Origin of the sequence: Nonomuraea sp. NPDC050663 (genome assembly GCF_044456985.1) — a bacterium.
GTDB lineage: Bacteria > Actinomycetota > Actinomycetes > Streptosporangiales > Streptosporangiaceae > Nonomuraea.
The window spans coordinates 501,798-519,915 of sequence record NZ_JBITGL010000002.1 but is presented as its reverse complement, the minus strand read 5'-3'; the positions used below and the strand labels follow the sequence as shown (position 1 = coordinate 519,915).

Sequence of the window (18,118 nt, the reverse complement as noted above, 5' to 3'; positions counted from 1 at the left end):
CGGATCACCCTTTTCCACGAGGGTTGATGACGTCAGCGCGGAGGCAGGCGACCTGGCTATGACAGTTGCGGGACAGCGCCGGATTCGCACCGGACTTCGCTGCAGCTCTGCGCGTCAGACAAACGCTATCAATTCTCCGAAGTGGTCTTACGTCAAGAGCTGCCTCTCGGCGTCGGCGAGGATGCGCTGCAGGTGCAGACCGCGCCGGGCGTCGAGCTCGTGGCCGCCGCCCTGCCGCACGGTCTGGGCGAACTCCTCGGCGACGACGTCGAGCGGGTCGTCGTCGGAGTGCCCGAGGGTGACCAGTCCTTCGCGGCCGACGATGACGAATCGTTGCGTCTCCGCCTTGGACGCCTGGCACAACGACACCTCGGAGACCGCGCCGGACTCGTGCTCCAGCAGCAGGCCCACCCAGCGCAGCGGGTCGCCGTGAGCGCGCACCGAGGTGATCGTGCCGAGCGCGGCGTCCATGAGGTCGACCACGTGCGGCGCCACGTCGAGGATCGCGCCGCGCTCCAGCCGCCACGGGGTGGCGAAGTCGCCGCCGAGCAGGGCGCCGGAGACGCTGATCGCCTGGCCGCCGAGCGGCTCGATGGACCGGCAGGCGGCCAGGAACTCCCTGGTCGCCCGCGCGTAGCGCATGGTGAGGATCATCTGCGAGGCGACGCCCGTCTCGGCGATCACCCCGGCCAGCCGCTCGGCGTTCTCCAGCGAGTCGGCCAGCGGCTTCTCCAGCAGCAGGGCCTTGCCCGCCCTGGCCGCCCGCTCCGCCAGCTCCGCCTGCACGCCGGGCGGCACGCAGAACGCGACCGCCTCGCAGACCTCGAACAGCTCCTCGATCCGCTCGTAGACCGGCACGCCCAGCCGCGCGGCCACCTCGGGCCTGCGCGCCCACACGCCCGCCAGGCGGGTGTGCGGACCGGCCTTCAACATCGGCGCGTGCGCGAGCTCAGCCCACGGACCCGCCCCCACCAAACCCACAGATACTGGCTCCACGAGTTTTGAGTATGGCGTACTCATGTCCGCGGCCCCCGACCGAGTGACCTTGATGCCATGACGAGTCTCGACACCACGTCCAGGTCGGGCGCCGACACCTTCGCCCGCTACGCCATGGTCGCCTCGGCGTTCCTGATGCCGCTGCTGTTCGTGCTGCTCCTGGTCACCGCCCCGCCCGGGGTGACCGAGGAGGGGCAGCCGTACGTCCAGAACTTCTACGACAACCTCGGCTCCTACCCCATGCAGTCGTGGATCAGCGCCCTGGCGATGGTCCTGACCGTTCCCGCGCTCTTCGGGGTCGCCCGCGTGGCGCGCGCGGGCAGGCCGGCGCTCGGGCTGGTCGGCATGATCATGGCCTTCTCCCTGGCGCTCCCGCTGTCGGGCAACACCGACGACACCCTCTACGCGGCCAGCAAGGCGGGGCTGGACGTGACGACCGCGACCCGGCTCTACAACGCCGAGATGAACGACCTGCCCACCTCGCCCCTGGGCCTGGTGTGGTTCGCCGGGCTGCTCGGCCTGGTGATCCTCGGTGTGGCCGTACTGCTCGGCAGGACGGGTCCCGCCTGGGCGGCGATCACGCTGATCGTGGCGCCCTTCCTGGTCCCCGTCGCCTGGTTCGCCGGGCTCGGCAACGTGTTCGCCGCGATCGCCTGGGCCGCGCTGGCGGCCGGCATGGGCGGCGTCTCCCTGGGACTGCTCAAGCGTTAGGCCCACTCCACCGGCAGGGCGGCGAGCGCCCGCCCGACGAGGGAGGTGCGGTAGACGACCGGCTGCTCGACCAGTCTCAGACCGGGCAGCCGGTCGCCGAGCACCTCCAGGGCGGTGCGCAGTTGCAGGCGGCCGAGCGCGGCGCCCACGCAGAAGTGGATGCCGTAGCCGAAGACCAGGTGGGCGTCGGCGTTGGGCCGGTCGATCACGAACCGTCCCGGCTCGGGGAAGACGGTCTCGTCGTGGGCGGCCGAGTCGGTCGACAGCAGCACCAGCGAGCCACGCGGGATCGTGACGCCGTGCAGCTCGATGTCCTCCGTCGCGTAGCGGAAGGAGCCGAGCGAGGCGCCGTCGATGCGCATGCACTCCTCGACCGCTCCCGCCAGCCGCTCGCCCGGCACCGGCCAGACGCCCTCGCGCAGCAGCCGCAGCACGCTGTTGCCGAGCTGGTTGGGGACGGTGTCGTTGCCGCCCAGCAGGATCGTGGAGATCAGCTCCACCACCTCGCGGTGCGACAGCTCGCTGCCGGTCATCAGGGTGACGAAGTCGTCGCGCGGGTCGTCGCGGCGGGCGGCGACCAGGCGGTCGACGTAGGCGAGGTAGGTCAGGAAGCCGTCGGCGAGTTCGAGCTGGCGCTCGGGCGGCTGCGGCGACAGGAACAGCTGGAACCAGTCCTTCACCCTGGCCTGGACGAAGGCCTCGTCCTCCTCCGGCACGCCGATGAAGCGGGCGGTGAGCTTGACCGAGGGCTCGTGTCCGAGCTCGGTCACGAAGTCGGCCTTGCCCTGCGGTGCGACGCGGTCGAGCAGCCGCTCGTTGAGCTCGCGGAACCGCCGTTCCAGGTTGGCGACCGCGCGCGGGGTGAAGGCGCGCGAGACCGAACGGCGCAGCCGGGTGTGGTCGGGCGGGTCGACGTTGGCGACGAAGCTCGACAGGAACGAGCCGTGCTCGCCCAGCCTGGCCTTGGTCTCCTCGGTGAGGCTGCGCGAGATCGTCAGCGAGCCCTTGGAGGAGAAGCGGCGCGGATCGGCGTAGGCGCCGCGCACGTCGCTGTAGCGGCTCAGCACGTAGGCGCCCAGGTGCTCGCTGCGGAAGACCGGGTGCTCGTGGCGCAGCGTGCGCAGGAAGTCGTACGGCGCGGCGACGTGCCAGTCCGAGGAGACGTCAAAGTCCACCGAGGATCCTCCGGGGGTTGTCGACGAGCATCTGGGTGATCTGCTCCTCCGTGACGCCGCGCTTGCGCAGCTCCGGGAGCACGTCGCGGGAGATGTGCAGCAGGTGGTAGTCCGGATGGCGCCGCCGCACGACGTCGGCGTCGAAGCGGTCGTTGAAGCAGTAGGAGTCGTGGCCCAGCACCAGGCGTCCCGCGTGGCCGCGCTCGCACAGGGTCACCAGCGTCGACACGCGGTCCTCGAAGGAGCAGAAGGTGTCGATGCCGAAGCGGTCCATGCCGAGCGAGGAGCCGGCCGCGAGCAGCTCCTCCAGGTAGGCCAGGTTCGTGGAGTCGCCCGCGTGGCCGATCACCACGTTCGCCAGGTCGACGCCGCACTCGGCCAGCAGCCGCTGCTGCTCCAGGCCGCCCGGCTCGCTGCTGTGGGTGGTGATCGGCGCCCCGGTCTCCAGGTGCGCCTCGGCCACCGCGCGGAAGACCCGCTCGCAGCCGCGCGTCATGCCGGGCTTGTCGGTGGCGCACTTGAGGATGGCCGCCTTGACCCCGGTGCGGCCGATGCCCTCGGCGATGTCGCGCACGAAGAACTCCGCCAGCCGGTCGGGGCCGCCGAACAGCGAGCCTGGACCGCGGTTGCCGAAGTAGGGGGGCAGCGCGTCGTAGGTGTACAGGCCGGTCGCGGCCACGATGTTGACCTCGGTGAGCGCGGCGACCTCCTGCACGGCGGGGACGTAGCGCCCCAGCCCGACCACGGTCAGGTCGACGATGGTGTCGATGCCCTCCGCCTTGAGGGCGTCGAGCTTGGCGGCGGCCTGCCGTACGTCGCGCCGCTCGGGGATGTCGGGCCAGTTCCACAGGATCTCGGGGCTGAGGCCGAAGACGTGCTCGTGCATGAGCGTGGCGCCGAGGTCGGCGACGGGGCCCCTCACGGTCTCAGGCACGGGAACCTCGGGTGGTCGAAGGGCTGGTTGACCTTGAGCTCCAGCTCGTCGGTCTGCTTGTACGGCGCGCCGGTGTAGAGGGTCTCGGCGTCGAAGTAGGTCGCGGTGAACGACAGGCGGGTCCCGCTGCCCCGGTTGGCGGGGGCGCCGTGCACGGTGAGGCTGTGGTGCACGGTGGCGTCGCCCGCGGCCAGGTCGAGCGGCGACGAGAGGGCGAGGTCCCGCAGCCACGGGTGGGCGGTGAGCTGGTCGTCGCCTTCGCGCACGAAGCTGCGCCCGAGCAGGCCGTGGGCGTGCGAGCCGGTGTAGAAGCGCAGCGACCCCATCGCGGCCGGCACGTCCACGAGCGCCACCCAGAGGGTGAGCATGGCCGAGCGGTCCATCGGCATCCACGGGAAGTCCTGGTGGAACTCGGTGGCGCCGTGTTCGCCCGGCTCCTTGACGAGCAGGTTGGTGACCTGGACCCGCACCGCCTCCACGCCGCGCAGCAGCCGGACGGCGTTGGGGCCGAAGGAGGTCATCAGCCCGGCGAAGCGCTGCTCCTCCAGCGCCACGTCGCGGCTCTGGCCGAAGGCCTCGTCCACCAGCGTGACGTGGGCCGTGGAGCGGGCACGGAGCCGTTCGATCGCGCGTTCGCGCAGCTCGCCCACCTCCTCGACCAGTCCGGGCAGGTGCACCCAGCCGTCGCGCCTGAAGGCGGCGACCTCGTGGTCGGTGACATCGCGCATGGCGTCCAGTGTTGCGCGTAGCAAGCGCTTGGTAAAGTCCGGGCATGCGGCGCTTCCGATTCGCGGCGGTCCTGCGTTCAGCGGCCTCCGCCAAGCAGTGGTCCGAGCAGGCGAGGCGGCTGGAGTCGACCGGCTTCGACGCCCTCTACGTGCCCGACCACCTCGTCGGCGACCGGCTGGCGCCGATGGTCGCCCTCACCGCGGCCGCCTGCGCCACGACCACGCTGCGCGTCGGCACGCTGGTGCTGGCCAACGACTTCCACCATCCCGCCGTGCTGGCCAAGGAGGCCGCCACCCTGCACCTGCTCTCGGAGGGCCGCCTGGACCTGGGGCTGGGCACCGGCTGGCTCGCGCAGGACTACGCGGGCTCCGGGCTGGCCTTCGACCCTCCCGGCGTGCGGATCTCGCGCCTGGCCGAGGCGATCACCGTGCTCAAGGGACTGTGGTCGGGCGAGCCGCTCACCTTCCACGGCGAGCACTACCGAATCGAGGCGCTGCGCCAGCAGCCGTCGGGGCGGCCCAGGCTGCTGCTCGGCGGGGGCGGCCGCCGCCTGCTGGAGCTCGCCGCCCGCGAGGCCGACGTGATCAACCTCGCCTCGCGGGTGCTGCCCGACGGCAGCGGGCCCGACCCGGCCGACACCGGCTTCGCGGCCAAGGTCGACCTGCTGCGTACGGCGGAGCGCTACGACGAGCTGGAGCTCGGCACCAGCGTGCTCCAGGTCGGCGACGCCCGGCCAGGACGGTCGTGGAGCTTCGCCCAGGGGTCGGCCGGCTCGCCGCAGGTCCTGCCCGGCACCACGCGGGACGTCGCCGACAAGCTCCGTCACTGGCGCTCGGAGCACGACATCTCCACCTACGTGCTGCACTACGACGACGACCTGGACAGGTTCACCCCCGTCGTGGAAGAGCTGAGCGGCACGTAGATGATGGAGCCATGAACGAGATGTTGCTGCTCAGGCATGGTGAGACCGAGTGGAGCAAGAACGGGCGCCACACCGGCCGCACCGACCTGCCCCTGACCGCCAACGGCGAGTCGCAGGCCAAGCTGCTGAGGCCGGTGGCGCGGGCGCACGATTTCGCCCTGGTGCTGGTGAGTCCCGCTGCACGTGCACGCCGCACGGCGGACCTGGCCGGGCTGACCGATTACGAGATCGAGCCCGACCTGTGGGAGTGGGACTACGGCGACTACGAGGGCATCACCACCCCGGTGATCAGGGAGTCCAGGCCCGGGTGGTACCTGTGGGACGACGGCGTGCCGGGCGGTGAGAGTGCCGACGACGTCGGTGCACGTGCAGATCGGGTGATCGCCCGCGTGAAGGACGTGGAGGGTGACGTCGCCGTCGTGGCGCACGGTCATTTCCTGCGGGTCTTCACCGCGCGCTGGCTGGGGCTGCCCGCTGCCGACGGCCGGTTCTTCCGCCTCGACACCGGCACCTACTCCCGGCTGGGCCACGAGCACGCCAGGGAGGTCGTGCTGACCTGGAACGCCCCCGTGACGAGCTGATCAGCTGACCTCGATGCGGGTGGCCGCGTCGTGCAGGCTGCGCGAGACCAGCCAGCCGCGCAGCGAGCCGAGCGCGGGGTCGAACTGACCGGGCCGCTCCCACAGGTGCGCGAACAGCTCCTGGGTGATCGTCTCGGCCAGTCCCTCGCTGCCGGTGACCCGCAGGGCCACGCCGTACACGAAGGGGCTGTGCAGGTCGTACAGCTCGGCCAGGGCGTCGAGGTCGCCCGCCACCAGGCGGATGTGCAGCGCGTGGTCGTCCATCAGTCACATCCCAGCCTGGAGGCGGCCCAGACCACCTCGTGGGCGAGCGCGGCGCGGCCCTCCGCCTCGTAGGGGAAGTCGTCGGGCGGCACGCGGCCGGCCATCAGGCGGCAGAATCCGACGGCGTCGGCCCTGAGCGTGAGTGCCAGCGGCACCCTCCGGCCGGGCACCTCCGACAGCGAGACCGTCCAGGTGCCGCCGCCGGGACCGAGCAGCGAGATCATCACCGCGACGTCGCGCGGCGGACCCTGGCGGGCCCTGGGCAGCTTCGGGATCGCGAAGCCGGCGATGCGGCGCACGTGATCGGGATCGGGCGCCGTCAGCGGCCGGGCGAGCGCGGTGCGGATGTCGTCGGCGTGGGTCCACGTCTCGAAGGCCCGCTGCACCATCGCCGCGCGCAGGGAGCCGCGGGCGGGCGAGCGGCCCGCCAGATCCACCTCGACCTCCAGGAGCGGCCCGGCGTTGCGGGAGAAACGTTCGAGCAGCGTGGTGGCCTGGCCGCGCCACAACCGGGGCCACGGGCCGTCGGGCACGCCCATGAGCGCGGCCACCGGGCGGTCGTTGGCGGCCAGGTGCTCGACCATGCCGCGCACCGTGCCGTGCTTGACGACCGGCGCGCTCCACTCGTCGTCGCTCAGCTCCGTGAGCAGTTCGTCCATGAGGGCGAGCTGGGCGGCGTACGGCACCGCGGCCTCGACGACCTCGGGCCTGGCCGGCGGCCTGACGCGCCTGGCCTTGGACAGCACCGCCTCGCGCAGGCGCGGCGGCGGGGCTGCCTCCTGCTCCAGGACCCCTATCGACGCCAGCGCGAGAGCGCACTCCGGGCAGTCGGGGCCGTGCCGCGGCGGCTGCGGCTGCCCGTTCCGCCAGTATTCGTCGGCCATGTGTGCCTCCGCCTGCCGACGCTACCCGCTAGCCGGGCGCAAGGCGAGAGCCGGGGAAGGGCGCGAGCAGGGTCTCGCGCCACGGGCCCTCCAGGTAGTCGCGGGCACGCTTGGACCAGTCGAGCAGGCGGGGGTCGGCCGCCACCTCGTCGTCGAGCCCGAGCGCGGCGTCGCGGGCGCGCTGCACGGCCAGGTGGGCGTCGATGGTGGTGCCCCACAGCGTGACGACCTCGTTGTCGCACATCAGCACCTCGTACAGGCCCACCAGGTCGTGGCCGTGCTCGCGCAGCACCGGCAGCCGTTCCTCGCGCACGGCGGCCAGGTAGTCGAGCGCGGCGCCCGGCCGGACGGTGGCGCTCTCGTAGAGGTAGAGGGGCCTGACGGTGTCGCCCAGCCCCGGGGTGCCGTGCACGGCGCCGAGCGGCCGGGAGAAGGCGGAGAAGCGCAGGTCGTCGATGTCGGACAGGAACAGCTTGTCGTCGACGCCGTCGTAGATCTCCAGCATCTGGCGCCAGCCTCCGTCCCAGCCCCCGTGGCAGTGCCAGAGCGTGACGGCCTTGAACTGCTGGTGCCCGGTGATGCCGACGGCGTAGAAGGCTCCCACCAGGTCGATCTCGCGGGATCTGATGGACATGCCCTCGGTGAGCGTGTGGCGCTGGAGGTTCTCGTCCTCGCGTTTGTAGCGGGTGAGCCAGGTCAGGTATTCGAGGGGCCTGCGGGAGTTCATGGGCCGGAAGTCGACTTCTTCGATCAGGTAGATCCCGCGGCGCATCGGCGGCCCTCCTCGCTGGATTTGACCAAGCGATTGCTAGGCTACCATCGGCTGCGGCCCCCGTCCGGTCAGCCACTCGAGCACCTTGCGGTGGCCGCTGGCGGCCTCCTCGTACTGTCCCCAGTGCCAGTAGCGCGGCTGGTCGCGCAGGCCGGTGACCCAGGTGCGATAGGAGACCCGCTCGGAGTCTGAGGCGATGCCGTAGGTGCGGACCACGACCTTGCCGCCGGGGGCGATCAGGACGTCGTCGGCTATGGGATAGAGCGTCATCTGGTCGAGCATGGACTCGATTGTGCCGCTGACCTGTTACGCGACCGGCGCACCCGCGTTAAGCGGATGCGCCGGGCTGTTAACACGCAGTTACACCAGGAGGGTGTCGAACTCCCCGTCCTTGACCCCGAGCACCAGGGCCCGCATCTCTGCTCGGGTGTAGATCAGCGCGGGACCGTCGGGGAAGCGCGAGTTGCGGACCGCGATCGCCCCGTCGGGGAGCTCGGCGAGCTCCACGCAGTTGCCCTGGGAGTTGCTGTAGCGGCTCTTGCGCCACGCGGCCCCGGTGAGCTCCGTGAGGTCGCGGGCGGGCATGCCGTTGTAGGTGTGGTCCATCTACATCTTTCTGAGATGAGCGTCGATGAGCTCGACGGTGCCGCCGGGCGTGGTGCTCTCCACGCACAGCTGGTCCATGGCGGTGAGGTACGGGTCGATGTCCTCACGCTTGTCCAGGTAGAGAGCACCCCAGAGCTGTTCGACATAGACGACGTCCGACAGGTCGGACTCGGGAAACCGCAGAATGCTGAACGCGCCACCCTCCGCGGCGTGCGAGCCGTACTTGAACGGCATCACCTGGATGGTGATGTGCGGAAGGGTCGCGACGTGCAGCAGATGCTGAAGCTGCTCGGCCATGATCTCCGTACCGCCGATGATCCTCCTGAGCGCGGCCTCGTCGATGACCGCCCAGAGGCGGGGGCCGTCTTTCTGGGTGAAACGTTGCTGGCGCTGCAGACGTGAGCGCACGCGCCGTTCTACGTCCTCGGGAGTTGCATCGGGGTTGCCCAGGCGGTAGACGGCCCGCGCGTAGTTGGCCGTCTGGAGCAGTCCGGGCACGAACTGGACCTCGTAGGTGCGGATGAGGGTCGCCGCCTCTTCCAGGCCCACGTAGGTCGTGAACCAGCCGGGCAGGACGTCTGAGTACTTGTGCCACCACCCGGGGGTGTTGGCCTCTCGCACCATCTCCAGCAGGGCACGGCGCTCGGCGTTGTCGCTGACGCCGTAGAGCGTGAGCAGATCCTCCACGTCACGTGTCTTGAAGCCGACGCGGCCGAGCTCCATGCGGCTGATCTTGGACGCGGACGCGCGGATATGGAACCCGGCCGCATCGCGCTCCAGCCCCACGTTCTCGCGCAGCCGGCGCAGGCTCGCTCCGAGCATGATGCGCCGGACGGTCGACCCCGATCCAGGTGGATCCATGGACACGTGCTGCTCCTTAGTCGGTTCCTAACTCATAGTCTGACAGGAAGGTTCCTTTCCCCCGGAGTACCTTTTTTCATCCGTAACCGTAGCGAATGCACGCCTTCTCTGCACGTGCATTCGCTCTTGCACATGCACGACATTCTGCCTCAGAATGATCATGTGCAGTCCACAAAGACTTGGACCACCTTCGACTGGTGGCCCCCGGTCGGCTGGTGGCCCGACGCGGCCCGTGACCTCCTCGAAGGCGGCCCCACCTCCAGCGCCACGTTCGCCCTTCCCCCCGCGGCGTCGTCCGTGCACTCGGCGCGGAGCTTCACCTCCGGCGCGCTCGCCGCATGGGGACTGACCGAGCTCGTGGACAACATGGAGCTGGTCGTCTCCGAGCTGGCGACCAACGCGTTACGGCACGGGCTGGCGCTGGGCGGGGTGCCGCCTGCCGTACAGATGTCCCTCGTACGGCGGGGCAGGCTCGTGACCTGCGCCTTCACCGACCCCGGCCCATCGGTCCCGGTGCTGCGCTACGCAGGACCGCTCGACGTCGGCGGGCTCGGGCTGCACATCGTCGACACACTCAGCCTCCGCTGGGGGTGGTCGGCACTCTCACCAAAAGGGAAGATCGTCTGGGCAGTCCTCTCCTGACAACGGTGATCTGCACTACCGTGGATGGTCATGGCTCACGGCGAGTCCCGCGCGCGACCCCTGAGAGTGCTGACCGATGGATGATCACCTGCTCGGCTGGCTGCGAACACTCGACGAAGACCGACTTGCCCGCGTCCTCACCAACCGGCAGGACGCGATCGCGGCACCCTGGCCCCGGCGGCTGGAGTCGCTCGCGCAGCGGCTGACCAACGGCTTCGCCGTGATGGAGGCGATGCGCAGCCTGCCCCAGCCGTGCCTGGAGCTCGCGCAGACCTGCCTCGTGCTCGACTCCCCCACCGTCCCCGCCCTCGCGGAGTTCCTCGACGCCACCGCCGACGACGTGCGCCACTGGCTCGACGGCCTCTACGACCACGCCCTGGCCTGGCCCGACCGCGACGGCCACATCCACCTCGCCGAGGCGGTCTCGCGCTGGTGGACCGCTCCGCTCGGACTGGGCGAGCCGCTCGACCACTACCTGAACTCCTGGACGATCAGCAACGACACGCTGCGCCTGCTCTCGCGCAACCTCGGACTCCCGCCGCACGGCAACCGGCGGCGCACGATCGCCCGCGTCGCCGAGGTGCTCGGCGACGCCACCCGCCTGACCGGCCTGCTGTCCAACGCCCCGGAGGGCACCCGCCAGTTCCTGGAGGAGTTCGCCTGGGACGGCCCGCTGCGCGACGTCGACGGCAACCGCTTCGTCCTGCCCGGCACCCCCGAGCGCTGGGCCGCCGACCACGGCCTGCTCTACCGCCCCAACTGGCACGTCGCCGAGATGCCGCGCGAGGTGGCGCTGAGCCTGCGCGGCCCCGACTACCACCCGCCCTTCACCCCCGTCGCCCCCGAGATCCCGGGCATCCCGGTCGATCCGGAAGAGGTCGACCACCTGATGACGTTGGCCGCGCCGCACCTCGTCGAACGCTGCGCCGCCCTGCTCGACAACACCGCCAAGACGCCGCTGCCCCTGCTGAAGACCGGCGGCGTGGGCGTGCGCGAGGTGCGCAGGCTCGCCAAGGAGACCGGCTGCGACGAGGACGAGGCCCGGCTGCTCCTGGAGATCTGCGCCGTCGCGCGCCTGCTGGCCCTCGACGACAAGTCGGGCGGCATGGTGCCCACCGACCGGTTCGACCGCTGGCGGCTCGACGAGGGCTCGGTCCGGCTGCGCGTGCTGCTGTCGGCGTGGTGGCGCATGGAACGCTCGTCCCTGCGCAAGATCGACGGCAAGTACCCCACCGCGCTCGGCGACGAGCAGTCGGGCGCCGCCATCGCCCGCGTACGCCGCGCCGTCGTGCAGGTGCTGTGCTCGCTGCCCTCGGGCATCGCCTTCGCCGAACGCGGCGCGCTGGTCCGCGCGGTCCACTGGCACGCCCCGCTGCTCGACCAGGCCCTGCTCGCCGAGTGCGCCCCCGCGGTGCTCGACGAGGCCAGGCTGCTCGGCGTCCTGGCCAACAACGCCCTGACCGACCTGGGCCGGGCGCTGGCGGGCCTGGCCGCCAAGGCGGGCGACGAGAACGACGACTGCGTGCCGGTCGTCGAACACGACCCCCACCTGGTCGAGGTCTCCACCCGCGCCCTGGCCAGCGTGCGGCGCAGCGCCCTGTTCGGCCCCGACCTGACCGCCGTGGTGACCGGGCCGCCCTCCGCCGAACTGGCCGCCCTGCTCGACCGCTCGGCCGACCGCGAGTCGCGCGGCGCCGCCTCGGTCTGGCGTTTCTCGGCCGAGAGCGTGCGCCGCGCGCTCGACGACGGCTACGACTGCGACGAGTTGCTGGAGGAGCTGGCCTCCGTGGGCGCGATCCCGCAGCCCCTGGAGTACCTGGTGCGCGACGTGGCCCGCCGCCACGGCGAGGTCACCGTGACCACCGTCGGCTGCATCGTGCAGGCCTCCGATCCCGGGCTGCTGGCCGAGATCGCCGGCCACCGCCGCCTGTCGCGCCTGGGCCTGCGGCTGCTGGCCCCCACGGTGCTGGTCAGCTCCGCCCCGGCCGAGCGCACGCTCGCCCTGCTGCGCGAGAACGGCTACGCGCCCGTCACCGTCGCCGACACCGGCGAGGTCGAGATCCGGCGGCGCACCAGGGTCGAGGAGCCGCAGAACGGCAAGCTCATCCTGCTGCCCGGCGGCCAGGTCGCCGAGCTGCCGCCACCCTACGTGCTCACCGAGCCCACCCCCGATCCGCACGAACACGCCAAGCGCCTGGTCACCGCCCACGAGAACGTCGAGGTGGGCGCCCGCACGTGGGCGGTCATCGGGCGCACGGCCACCCGGCTGCCCACGGCCCAGCAGTCGCTGCTGGGGTTCGTGGTCGACCGGGGGGTGCGGGCGGGCATCCGCCTCACCGACGGGCTCACCGCGACCATCAGTCACGGCGAGCTCCGGGGCGGCGTGCTCGACGCCTGGTGCGAGGAGGCGGGCGACTACCTGGAGTTCCCGCTCGCCGAGATCGTCGAGGTCCGCGCGACCTTCTGACGAGCACGCCCGGAGGACCGGTCAGGCCTCCAGGGCGGTGTCGGCCGGAGGGCCGGTCAGGCCTCCAGAGCGGTGTCGGCCGGAGGGCCGGTCAGGCCTCCAGGGCGGCGGCGGTCGGCACCACGAGGCCGAACAGGTCGCCGATGGTCGTCAGCGCGGCCCGGTGCAGCGCGTCGTGGTCCAGCGGCGCGCCGTCAGGGCCGGCCAGCGAGCGCGAGGCGCAGGCGTCGGCGACGACCACCGGCCGGTAGCCCCGCAGGAACGCGCCCTCCGCCGTGAACGTGACGCACATGTGGGTCATGAACCCCGCCAGAACCAGGTCCGTCCCGGCTCCCAGGTCCTTGAGCACCCGGTCGAGCTCGGTCTCGTGGAAGGCGTTGGGCGCCGTCTTGACGACCACGGGCTCGCCGTCGCGCGGCGCGACCTGCGGGCTGATGGAGCCGATCTCCTCGCGGATGTCGTACGGCGAGCCCGGCCCGCCGTCGTTGACGATGTGGACGACGCGCGCGCCGGCTGCACGTGCACGCTCCAGCAGCCGGGCCCCCGCCTGGAGCGCGGCCTCGGCGCCGGGCAGCGCCATGACGCCGGTGCGGTAGGTGTTCTGGTAGTCGATCATGACGAGGGTGGTGTCGGCCAGGCGCGGCAGGTCCGCGGGCAGGCCGACGACTTCGCGCAGCGTCCGGGAGAGCGTGGTGCTCATGTCGGGTTCCTTTCGGTTTTCTGCATGCTCGCGCCGCCGCGGGACGGCGGCTGGGACGAGCGAGGTGAGATCAGGCCACCGTGTGGAAACGGCGGCGGTAGGTGCCTGGCCCGGCGCCCAGGCGGCGGCGGAAGGCGCGGTGCAGGGTCTCCACCGACCCGAGCCCGCTGTCGGCCGCCACCCGGGCCAGGGGCAGGTCGGTGGTCTCCAGCAGGCGTCTGGCCACCTCCACCCGCGCGGACTCGATGTAGGCCGCCGGGGTGGTGCCGGTCTGCTGGCGGAAGACCCGGGCGAACTGGCGCTGGCTGAGCCCCATCCTGGCGGCCAGCTCGACGAGGGTGAGCTCCTCACCGAGGTGCTCGGCGATCCACAGGCGCAGCTCGTCGATGTCGCGGCGCCCGGTGGCGGCATGCGCGAGCGGCACGCTGAACTGGCTCTGGCCTCCCTGGCGTTTGAGGTACATGACCAGCTCGCGGGCGACGGCCAGGGCCGTCTCCTCGCCGTGGTCCTCGGCGACCAGGGCGAGCGTCAGGTCGAGGCAGGCGCTGATGCCCGCCCCCGTCCACACCCGGGCGCTGGAGCGCACGAAGATGGGGTCGGGATCGACCGTGACCTCGGGATGGTCGGCCGCCAGCTGGGCGGCGGTCGACCAGTGGGTGGTGGCGGTCAGGCCCGCGAGGAGCCCGGCCTCGGCCAGGATGTGGGCGCCGACGCACACCGACGCCACCCGGCGCGCGGCGGGTGCCGCGTGCCGTACCCAGGCCACCACGCCGGGATCCGTCAGGGCGCGCGGCCCGTCGGGCGTGACCTCCACCGCGCCGGGCACCAGCAGGGTGTCGACCTGGTCGCCGACCTCGTCGAAGCTGAGGTCGGCGACCAGCCGTACCCCTGCCGAGGTGGTGACGTGGCCGCCCTCGGGCCCGGCCAGCCGCACGTCGTACAGCGCTCGCCCGGCGATCCGGTTGGCCAGGGCGAACACCTCGGCCGGGCCGGTGACGTCGAGCAGGTCGACGTCCGGGAAGAGCGCGATCACGACGCGATGTGCGGTGGACATGTCTTGATTGTCACCGAACGCACCGAATGACCGCAACGACAGTTATCTGTCACATACGGACACGCGGGCCTGGGTAGGGGACCAGGATGAACGTCACCGCGCTGGTCGTCATGGACATGCTCAACAGCTACGACCACGACGACGCCGACCTGCTGGCCAAGAGCGTCGAGGAGGTCGTCGGCCCGATGGCGGCCCTGATCCGGCAGGCAGAGGAACGCGACGACGTCGAGCTCGTCTACGTCAATGACAACCACGGCGACTTCACCGCCGGACCGGCGGAGCTCACGCGGCGCGCCCTGGAGGGGCGGCGGCCCGACCTCGTGGAGCCGATCGTGCCGCCCGAGGGCTGCCCGTTCCTGCCCAAGGTGCGCCACAGCGCCTTCTTCGGCACCTCTCTGGAGTACCTCCTGCACAGGAAGCGGGTGGACACGGTGGTGCTGGCCGGACAGGTGACCGAGCAGTGCGTGCTCTACAGCGCCCTTGACGCCTACGTGCGGGAGTTCGACGTCCGGGTGGCCGCCGACTGCGTCGCCCACATCCACGCCGACCTGGCCGAGGCGGCGATGCGGATGATGACCTGCAACATGCGCGCCGAGGCCCTGCCGGGCGCGCGCTGCCTCTGAAATCCGGTGGACCGCCGGCGGGGCGGGCGGGCAGGCTGCGTGCCATGTCGATGGCGTGGGTGTTCGCGGAGTACGGCCTGGCGGAGGGCACCATGAGCGTGGCCGGCCGCGGCGCGATGGGCAGGATCTGGCGTCTCGGCAGCGGCGGCAGGAGCTACGCGATGAAGGAGTTCTTCTGGGCGGGCCTCGACGAGGCAGTCGTCCGCGAGGAGGCCGCCCTGCGCGATCGCGCCGTGGAGCTGGGCCTGCGCGCCCCGCTGAACCTGCCCACGACGAGCGGCGCCTACCTGGCCGAGCGCGACGGCACGCAGGTGCGGCTCTACTCCTGGGCCGACGGCGTCCCCGGAAGCCCGGCCGACGCCGAGGAGGCCGGCACGATCCTCGGCACCCTGCACGCGACCGCGATGGTCACCGGGCGGCCCGTCGATCCCTGGTACGACCGGGTGGCGGCGCCGGGGCGGTGGAGCGAGATCCCCGAGGCCGCGCCGTACGAAGAGCGGCTCGCCGAGCTGGCCGCCCTGGTCCGGCCCGCCGACTCGGGCAGCGCCCGGCTGTGCCACCTGGACATGAAGCAGTCGAACCTGATGCGCGCCCCCGACGGCGGCCTGGTGGTGCTCGACTGGGACAACACCGGCCCCGGCGTGCCCGAACGGGAGCTGGCGGGCACGCTGCTGCGCTGGCACCACCACGACGGGGTGGTGGACGGCGAGGGCGTGAAGGCGACCGTGGCCGCCTACCGGCGCGCCTGCGGCCTGGAGCCGCCCAGCGGGCTGGGGGCGTTCTCCATGGAGGCGGCCGTCCTGCTCAACTACCTCGACGCCCAGGCGAGGCTCGCCGCCGACGAGGGCGCCGACCCCGAGCACCGGCGCTTCGCCGTCGAGGCCGTCACGGACGTGCTGGCGCACCTGCCGGATGTGGAGGCCTTCGAGCGGGTCCTGGACGCCGCCGCCTAGCGCCCGGGTCAGACGAGAGCCTCGACCAGGGCGGTGATCCCGGCCCGCGTCCGCTCCCTGCCGTACTCCTCCCCCAGCACCCCGGCGAGCTCGCCCGACACGCCTGCCAGCAGCAGGTGCGCGAGCACCGCCGCGTCGCCCTGCGGCCTGCCCTCCTCCAGCAGCACCGTCACGTGCCGGTGCCAGAACCGGTAGGCGCCGATGCGGTAGCGGGCGCCCGGGCTGGCGGTCTCCGACATCCGGACCAGGTCCAGGTGGTCGAAGAGGTAGTCGAGGTAGGCGTCGAAGAAGGCGCCCAGGCGCTCGCGCGCGGGCGCGCCGGGACCGAGCGGCGGCGGCCCCGACAGGACCCCCTCCTGCAGAAGCGTCTCCTGCGTGTCGAGCAGGGCCACGGCCAGTCCCGACTTGTCGCCGAAGGCGCGGAAGATCGTGCCCTTCCCGACTCCCGCCTCGGCGGCGACGGCGTCCATCGAGACGGCCGCGACGCCCTTCTCGCGGAACAGCCGGGCCGCGGCCGCCAGCACCTTCTCGCGATTGCGCGCGGCGTCCGCACGGACCCGCCTTGACGAACCGGACTGCGGTCCGGTAATTTCCAAGCCATCCACAAAACGGACTGTAGTCCACTTGATCTGGAGGCTGCAAATGACCGAGCTCATCTCGCGCGCCGACCTCGAGGCCGCCATCGCCGCGGGCACCGTGACCGTCGTCGACGCCCTCGGCGGCGACTACTACGCCCAGCAGCACCTGCCGGGCGCGATCGCACTCGTGGAGAGCGAGGTGGCCGCGCGCGCCGCCGAGCTGCTGCCCGACCGGCACGCCGCCATCGTCACCTACTGCTCCAACCCGGCGTGCGCCAACAGCGAGGCCGTCGCGGTCAGGCTGGCCGGGCTGGGATACACCAACGTGCGCAAGTACCGCGAGGGCATCCAGGACTGGGTGGAGGCCGGGCTGCCCGTCGAGACCGGCGTCAGCGTGTAACCCGCGGGCGGCTAGCGCACCCCGCACCGCCGTACGGCCAGCAGGGCCAGCGCCCGCGTGACCTCGCGCAGCTCGCCCAGCGCCACCTGCTCGCGCGGCGCGTGCGCGAAACGCACGTCGCCCGGCCCGTAGTGCAGCGCCGGGATCCCGCCGCCGTTGTACAACCGCAGATCGCTGCCGTACGGCGCGGCCGTCTCCGCGGGGACGCCGCCCCGCACGGCGGCCACGGCGGCGTTCACCTCCCCCAGCAGCGGATGCGCCGCCGGCAGCCGTCCGCTGGCGAACTGCCCGCCCGGCCAGGTCACCGTCACCGGGTGTGCCCGCAGCCACGGATGCGCGACGTCGTCCACGGCCTCCTCGAAGGCGGCACGCGCCTCGGCCGGATCCTCGTCGAGACGCACCCCCAGGCGGCCCTCCGCCACCAGCAGGTCGGGCACGGTGCTGGCCCAGTCGCCCGACCTGACGGTGCCGATCTCGATCGGGTACGGCAGGACGTTGCCGTCGAACAGCGCGGGCAGATCACGGTTGCGCGAGGCCTCCAGGCGCCTGAGGGTCTCGAACACCGGCCAGAACATCTCGATCGCGCTGACACCCTCCGCGCGGGTGGCGCCGTGGGCCGCCATCCCGGCCACCTCCAGCCGGAAGGTCAGCGCCCCGGCGTTCGCGGTGATCACGGTGCCGCTGGTCGGCTCCGTGATCACCGCCGCCTCGCCCGAGTGCCCGCGCGCCAGGGTCGCGAAGGCCCCCAGGCCGCCGTCCTCCTCGCTGACCACGCAGTGCACCGCCAGGGGCCGCACCAGCCGCACCCCGGCCCGGCGCAGCGCGCGCACCACCGCCACGTTCGCCACCAGGCCCGCCTTCATGTCGCAGGCGCCGCGCCCGTGCAGGGTGTCACCGGTGATCCGCGCCGCGAACGGGTCGCTGCCCTGCCACTTGGCCAAGTCGCCGGTCGGCACCACGTCGACGTGCCCCTGCAACACCAGCGCCGGCTCACCCTCGCCCGGCGTCACCCCGACCACGCCGTAGCCCTCGACCCGCTCGGCCTCGGTGCCGGGAAAACCCTCGGCGGCGCGCAACGCGCCGAGGTCGAGCTTCCAGACGTCGACGTCGAGATCCGCCTCGGTCAGCAGCCGGGCGAAGCGGTGCTGCAGGTCGGACTCGGCATCGGTGCCGGTCACGCTGGGCACCCTCACCGCCTCGGCCAGCAGCTCGACCGTCCCGGCGTCATCGATCGCGTTCAGCACCCGCGCTTCCACATCATGCATG

At 72.1% G+C, this 18,118-nt stretch carries 22 protein-coding genes and 1 riboswitch; of the genes, 8 read left to right on the top strand and 14 right to left on the bottom strand.

Annotated elements, in window-relative coordinates; genetic code table 11:
* Positions 1–24: 24 nt before the first annotated feature.
* Positions 25–145, bottom strand: a riboswitch (cobalamin riboswitch).
* A 2-nt stretch (positions 146–147) separates the two neighbouring features.
* Complete coding sequence (locus ACIBH1_RS07145; RefSeq protein ID WP_397312684.1) at positions 148–996, bottom strand: Gfo/Idh/MocA family protein; 849 nt, start codon at positions 994–996, stop codon at positions 148–150.
* Positions 997–1,053: 57 nt separating this feature from the next.
* Between ACIBH1_RS07145 and ACIBH1_RS07140 the strand changes: the two genes are divergently transcribed.
* Complete coding sequence (locus ACIBH1_RS07140) at positions 1,054–1,707, top strand: hypothetical protein (RefSeq protein WP_397312683.1); 654 nt, start codon at positions 1,054–1,056, stop codon at positions 1,705–1,707.
* Here the strand turns inward: ACIBH1_RS07140 and ACIBH1_RS07135 are convergent.
* From ACIBH1_RS07135 to ACIBH1_RS07125, 3 genes are read right to left on the bottom strand one after another with little or no spacing between them, the layout of a single operon-like run.
* Entirely contained in the window at positions 1,704–2,882 is a 1,179-nt protein-coding gene (locus ACIBH1_RS07135) for a cytochrome P450 (protein WP_397312682.1), read from the bottom strand. The genes ACIBH1_RS07140 and ACIBH1_RS07135 overlap by 4 nt on opposite strands.
* Positions 2,872–3,816: a phosphotriesterase gene (locus tag ACIBH1_RS07130; protein WP_397312681.1), complete on the bottom strand. Its 945-nt coding sequence runs from the start codon at positions 3,814–3,816 to the stop codon at positions 2,872–2,874. The genes ACIBH1_RS07135 and ACIBH1_RS07130 overlap by 11 nt, the downstream gene beginning before the upstream one ends.
* Positions 3,801–4,544, bottom strand: coding sequence for a phytanoyl-CoA dioxygenase family protein (locus ACIBH1_RS07125; protein WP_397312680.1), 744 nt, complete (start codon positions 4,542–4,544; stop codon positions 3,801–3,803). The genes ACIBH1_RS07130 and ACIBH1_RS07125 overlap by 16 nt, the downstream gene beginning before the upstream one ends.
* A gap of 44 nt (positions 4,545–4,588) precedes the next feature.
* Between ACIBH1_RS07125 and ACIBH1_RS07120 the strand changes: the two genes are divergently transcribed.
* Positions 4,589–5,467 carry a TIGR03621 family F420-dependent LLM class oxidoreductase gene (locus tag ACIBH1_RS07120; protein WP_397312679.1) on the top strand — a complete coding sequence of 293 codons (879 nt, stop codon included), beginning with the start codon at positions 4,589–4,591 and terminating at the stop codon, positions 5,465–5,467.
* Positions 5,468–5,478: 11 nt separating this feature from the next.
* Positions 5,479–6,048, top strand: coding sequence for a histidine phosphatase family protein (locus ACIBH1_RS07115; protein WP_397312678.1), 570 nt, complete (start codon positions 5,479–5,481; stop codon positions 6,046–6,048).
* Here ACIBH1_RS07115 and ACIBH1_RS07110 read toward each other — a convergent pair whose 3' ends face one another.
* From ACIBH1_RS07110 to ACIBH1_RS07085, 6 genes are all read right to left on the bottom strand, one after another.
* Positions 6,049–6,312, bottom strand: coding sequence for a sigma factor (locus ACIBH1_RS07110; protein ID WP_397312677.1), 264 nt, complete (start codon positions 6,310–6,312; stop codon positions 6,049–6,051).
* Positions 6,312–7,196, bottom strand: a complete 885-nt coding sequence (locus tag ACIBH1_RS07105; protein WP_397312676.1) for a hypothetical protein — start codon at positions 7,194–7,196, stop codon at positions 6,312–6,314. Before ACIBH1_RS07105 ends, ACIBH1_RS07110 begins: the two co-directional genes overlap by 1 nt.
* 28 nt (positions 7,197–7,224) lie before the next feature.
* On the bottom strand, positions 7,225–7,968 hold the full coding sequence (locus ACIBH1_RS07100; RefSeq protein WP_397312675.1) for a hypothetical protein: 744 nt from the start codon (positions 7,966–7,968) through the stop codon (positions 7,225–7,227).
* Positions 7,969–8,004: 36 nt separating this feature from the next.
* The gene (locus ACIBH1_RS07095) at positions 8,005–8,250 is read right to left on the bottom strand and encodes a hypothetical protein (protein WP_397312674.1); all 246 of its coding nucleotides are present in this window, start codon (positions 8,248–8,250) and stop codon (positions 8,005–8,007) included.
* Positions 8,251–8,328: 78 nt separating this feature from the next.
* A complete protein-coding gene (locus ACIBH1_RS07090) occupies positions 8,329–8,574 on the bottom strand; it encodes a DUF397 domain-containing protein (protein WP_181608108.1) in 246 nt (81 codons plus the stop codon).
* Positions 8,575–9,435 (bottom strand): helix-turn-helix transcriptional regulator, encoded by an 861-nt coding sequence (locus ACIBH1_RS07085; protein WP_246377123.1) that lies wholly within the window; start codon positions 9,433–9,435, stop codon positions 8,575–8,577.
* A 162-nt stretch (positions 9,436–9,597) separates the two neighbouring features.
* Between ACIBH1_RS07085 and ACIBH1_RS07080 the strand changes: the two genes are divergently transcribed.
* Together ACIBH1_RS07080 and ACIBH1_RS07075 are read left to right on the top strand one after the other, a co-directional pair.
* A complete protein-coding gene (locus ACIBH1_RS07080) occupies positions 9,598–10,077 on the top strand; it encodes an ATP-binding protein (protein WP_397312673.1) in 480 nt (159 codons plus the stop codon).
* A 76-nt stretch (positions 10,078–10,153) separates the two neighbouring features.
* A complete protein-coding gene (locus ACIBH1_RS07075) occupies positions 10,154–12,544 on the top strand; it encodes a helicase-associated domain-containing protein (RefSeq protein ID WP_397312672.1) in 2,391 nt (796 codons plus the stop codon).
* Between the two features lie 91 nt (positions 12,545–12,635).
* Here the strand turns inward: ACIBH1_RS07075 and ACIBH1_RS07070 are convergent, their stop codons facing one another.
* Together ACIBH1_RS07070 and ACIBH1_RS07065 are read right to left on the bottom strand one after the other, a co-directional pair.
* On the bottom strand, positions 12,636–13,244 hold the full coding sequence (locus ACIBH1_RS07070; protein WP_397312671.1) for a cysteine hydrolase family protein: 609 nt from the start codon (positions 13,242–13,244) through the stop codon (positions 12,636–12,638).
* A 70-nt stretch (positions 13,245–13,314) separates the two neighbouring features.
* Positions 13,315–14,298: a GlxA family transcriptional regulator gene (locus tag ACIBH1_RS07065; RefSeq protein ID WP_397312670.1), complete on the bottom strand. Its 984-nt coding sequence runs from the start codon at positions 14,296–14,298 to the stop codon at positions 13,315–13,317.
* An 86-nt stretch (positions 14,299–14,384) separates the two neighbouring features.
* Between ACIBH1_RS07065 and ACIBH1_RS07060 the strand changes: the two genes are divergently transcribed.
* Both ACIBH1_RS07060 and ACIBH1_RS07055 read left to right on the top strand, forming a co-directional pair.
* Entirely contained in the window at positions 14,385–14,921 is a 537-nt protein-coding gene (locus tag ACIBH1_RS07060; protein WP_397312669.1) for a cysteine hydrolase family protein, read from the top strand.
* A 44-nt stretch (positions 14,922–14,965) separates the two neighbouring features.
* Positions 14,966–15,874, top strand: a complete 909-nt coding sequence (locus ACIBH1_RS07055) for a phosphotransferase enzyme family protein (RefSeq protein WP_397312668.1) — start codon at positions 14,966–14,968, stop codon at positions 15,872–15,874.
* Between the two features lie 8 nt (positions 15,875–15,882).
* Here the strand turns inward: ACIBH1_RS07055 and ACIBH1_RS07050 are convergent, their stop codons facing one another.
* Positions 15,883–16,479 carry a TetR/AcrR family transcriptional regulator gene (locus ACIBH1_RS07050; RefSeq protein ID WP_397312667.1) on the bottom strand — a complete coding sequence of 199 codons (597 nt, stop codon included), beginning with the start codon at positions 16,477–16,479 and terminating at the stop codon, positions 15,883–15,885.
* 37 nt (positions 16,480–16,516) lie between these two features.
* On the opposite strand from ACIBH1_RS07050, the gene ACIBH1_RS07045 reads away from it, so the two are divergent.
* On the top strand, positions 16,517–16,852 hold the full coding sequence (locus ACIBH1_RS07045; RefSeq protein ID WP_397312666.1) for a rhodanese-like domain-containing protein: 336 nt from the start codon (positions 16,517–16,519) through the stop codon (positions 16,850–16,852).
* A gap of 11 nt (positions 16,853–16,863) precedes the next feature.
* On the opposite strand, the gene ACIBH1_RS07040 is transcribed toward ACIBH1_RS07045, so the two are convergent.
* Complete coding sequence (locus ACIBH1_RS07040; RefSeq protein ID WP_397312665.1) at positions 16,864–18,117, bottom strand: ArgE/DapE family deacylase; 1,254 nt, start codon at positions 18,115–18,117, stop codon at positions 16,864–16,866.
* Position 18,118 lies beyond the last annotated feature (1 nt).

Bases quoted from the DNA above. Each gene is read 5' to 3' on its own strand.
- ACIBH1_RS07140 (WP_397312683.1), top strand. From the start codon at position 1,054: ATGACGAGTCTCGACACCACGTCCAGGTCGGGCGCCGACACCTTCGCC.
- ACIBH1_RS07125 (WP_397312680.1), bottom strand. From the start codon at position 4,544: ATGCGCGATGTCACCGACCACGAGGTCGCCGCCTTCAGGCGCGACGGC.
- ACIBH1_RS07120 (WP_397312679.1), top strand. From the start codon at position 4,589: ATGCGGCGCTTCCGATTCGCGGCGGTCCTGCGTTCAGCGGCCTCCGCC.
- ACIBH1_RS07115 (WP_397312678.1), top strand. From the start codon at position 5,479: ATGAACGAGATGTTGCTGCTCAGGCATGGTGAGACCGAGTGGAGCAAG.
- ACIBH1_RS07110 (WP_397312677.1), bottom strand. From the start codon at position 6,312: ATGGACGACCACGCGCTGCACATCCGCCTGGTGGCGGGCGACCTCGAC.
- ACIBH1_RS07105 (WP_397312676.1), bottom strand. From the start codon at position 7,196: ATGGCCGACGAATACTGGCGGAACGGGCAGCCGCAGCCGCCGCGGCAC.
- ACIBH1_RS07100 (WP_397312675.1), bottom strand. From the start codon at position 7,968: ATGCGCCGCGGGATCTACCTGATCGAAGAAGTCGACTTCCGGCCCATG.
- ACIBH1_RS07095 (WP_397312674.1), bottom strand. From the start codon at position 8,250: ATGCTCGACCAGATGACGCTCTATCCCATAGCCGACGACGTCCTGATC.
- ACIBH1_RS07090 (WP_181608108.1), bottom strand. From the start codon at position 8,574: ATGGACCACACCTACAACGGCATGCCCGCCCGCGACCTCACGGAGCTC.
- ACIBH1_RS07085 (WP_246377123.1), bottom strand. From the start codon at position 9,435: ATGGATCCACCTGGATCGGGGTCGACCGTCCGGCGCATCATGCTCGGA.
- ACIBH1_RS07075 (WP_397312672.1), top strand. From the start codon at position 10,154: ATGGATGATCACCTGCTCGGCTGGCTGCGAACACTCGACGAAGACCGA.
- ACIBH1_RS07070 (WP_397312671.1), bottom strand. From the start codon at position 13,244: ATGAGCACCACGCTCTCCCGGACGCTGCGCGAAGTCGTCGGCCTGCCC.
- ACIBH1_RS07065 (WP_397312670.1), bottom strand. From the start codon at position 14,298: ATGTCCACCGCACATCGCGTCGTGATCGCGCTCTTCCCGGACGTCGAC.
- ACIBH1_RS07060 (WP_397312669.1), top strand. From the start codon at position 14,385: ATGAACGTCACCGCGCTGGTCGTCATGGACATGCTCAACAGCTACGAC.
- ACIBH1_RS07055 (WP_397312668.1), top strand. From the start codon at position 14,966: ATGTCGATGGCGTGGGTGTTCGCGGAGTACGGCCTGGCGGAGGGCACC.
- ACIBH1_RS07045 (WP_397312666.1), top strand. From the start codon at position 16,517: ATGACCGAGCTCATCTCGCGCGCCGACCTCGAGGCCGCCATCGCCGCG.
- ACIBH1_RS07040 (WP_397312665.1), bottom strand. From the start codon at position 18,117: ATGCATGATGTGGAAGCGCGGGTGCTGAACGCGATCGATGACGCCGGG.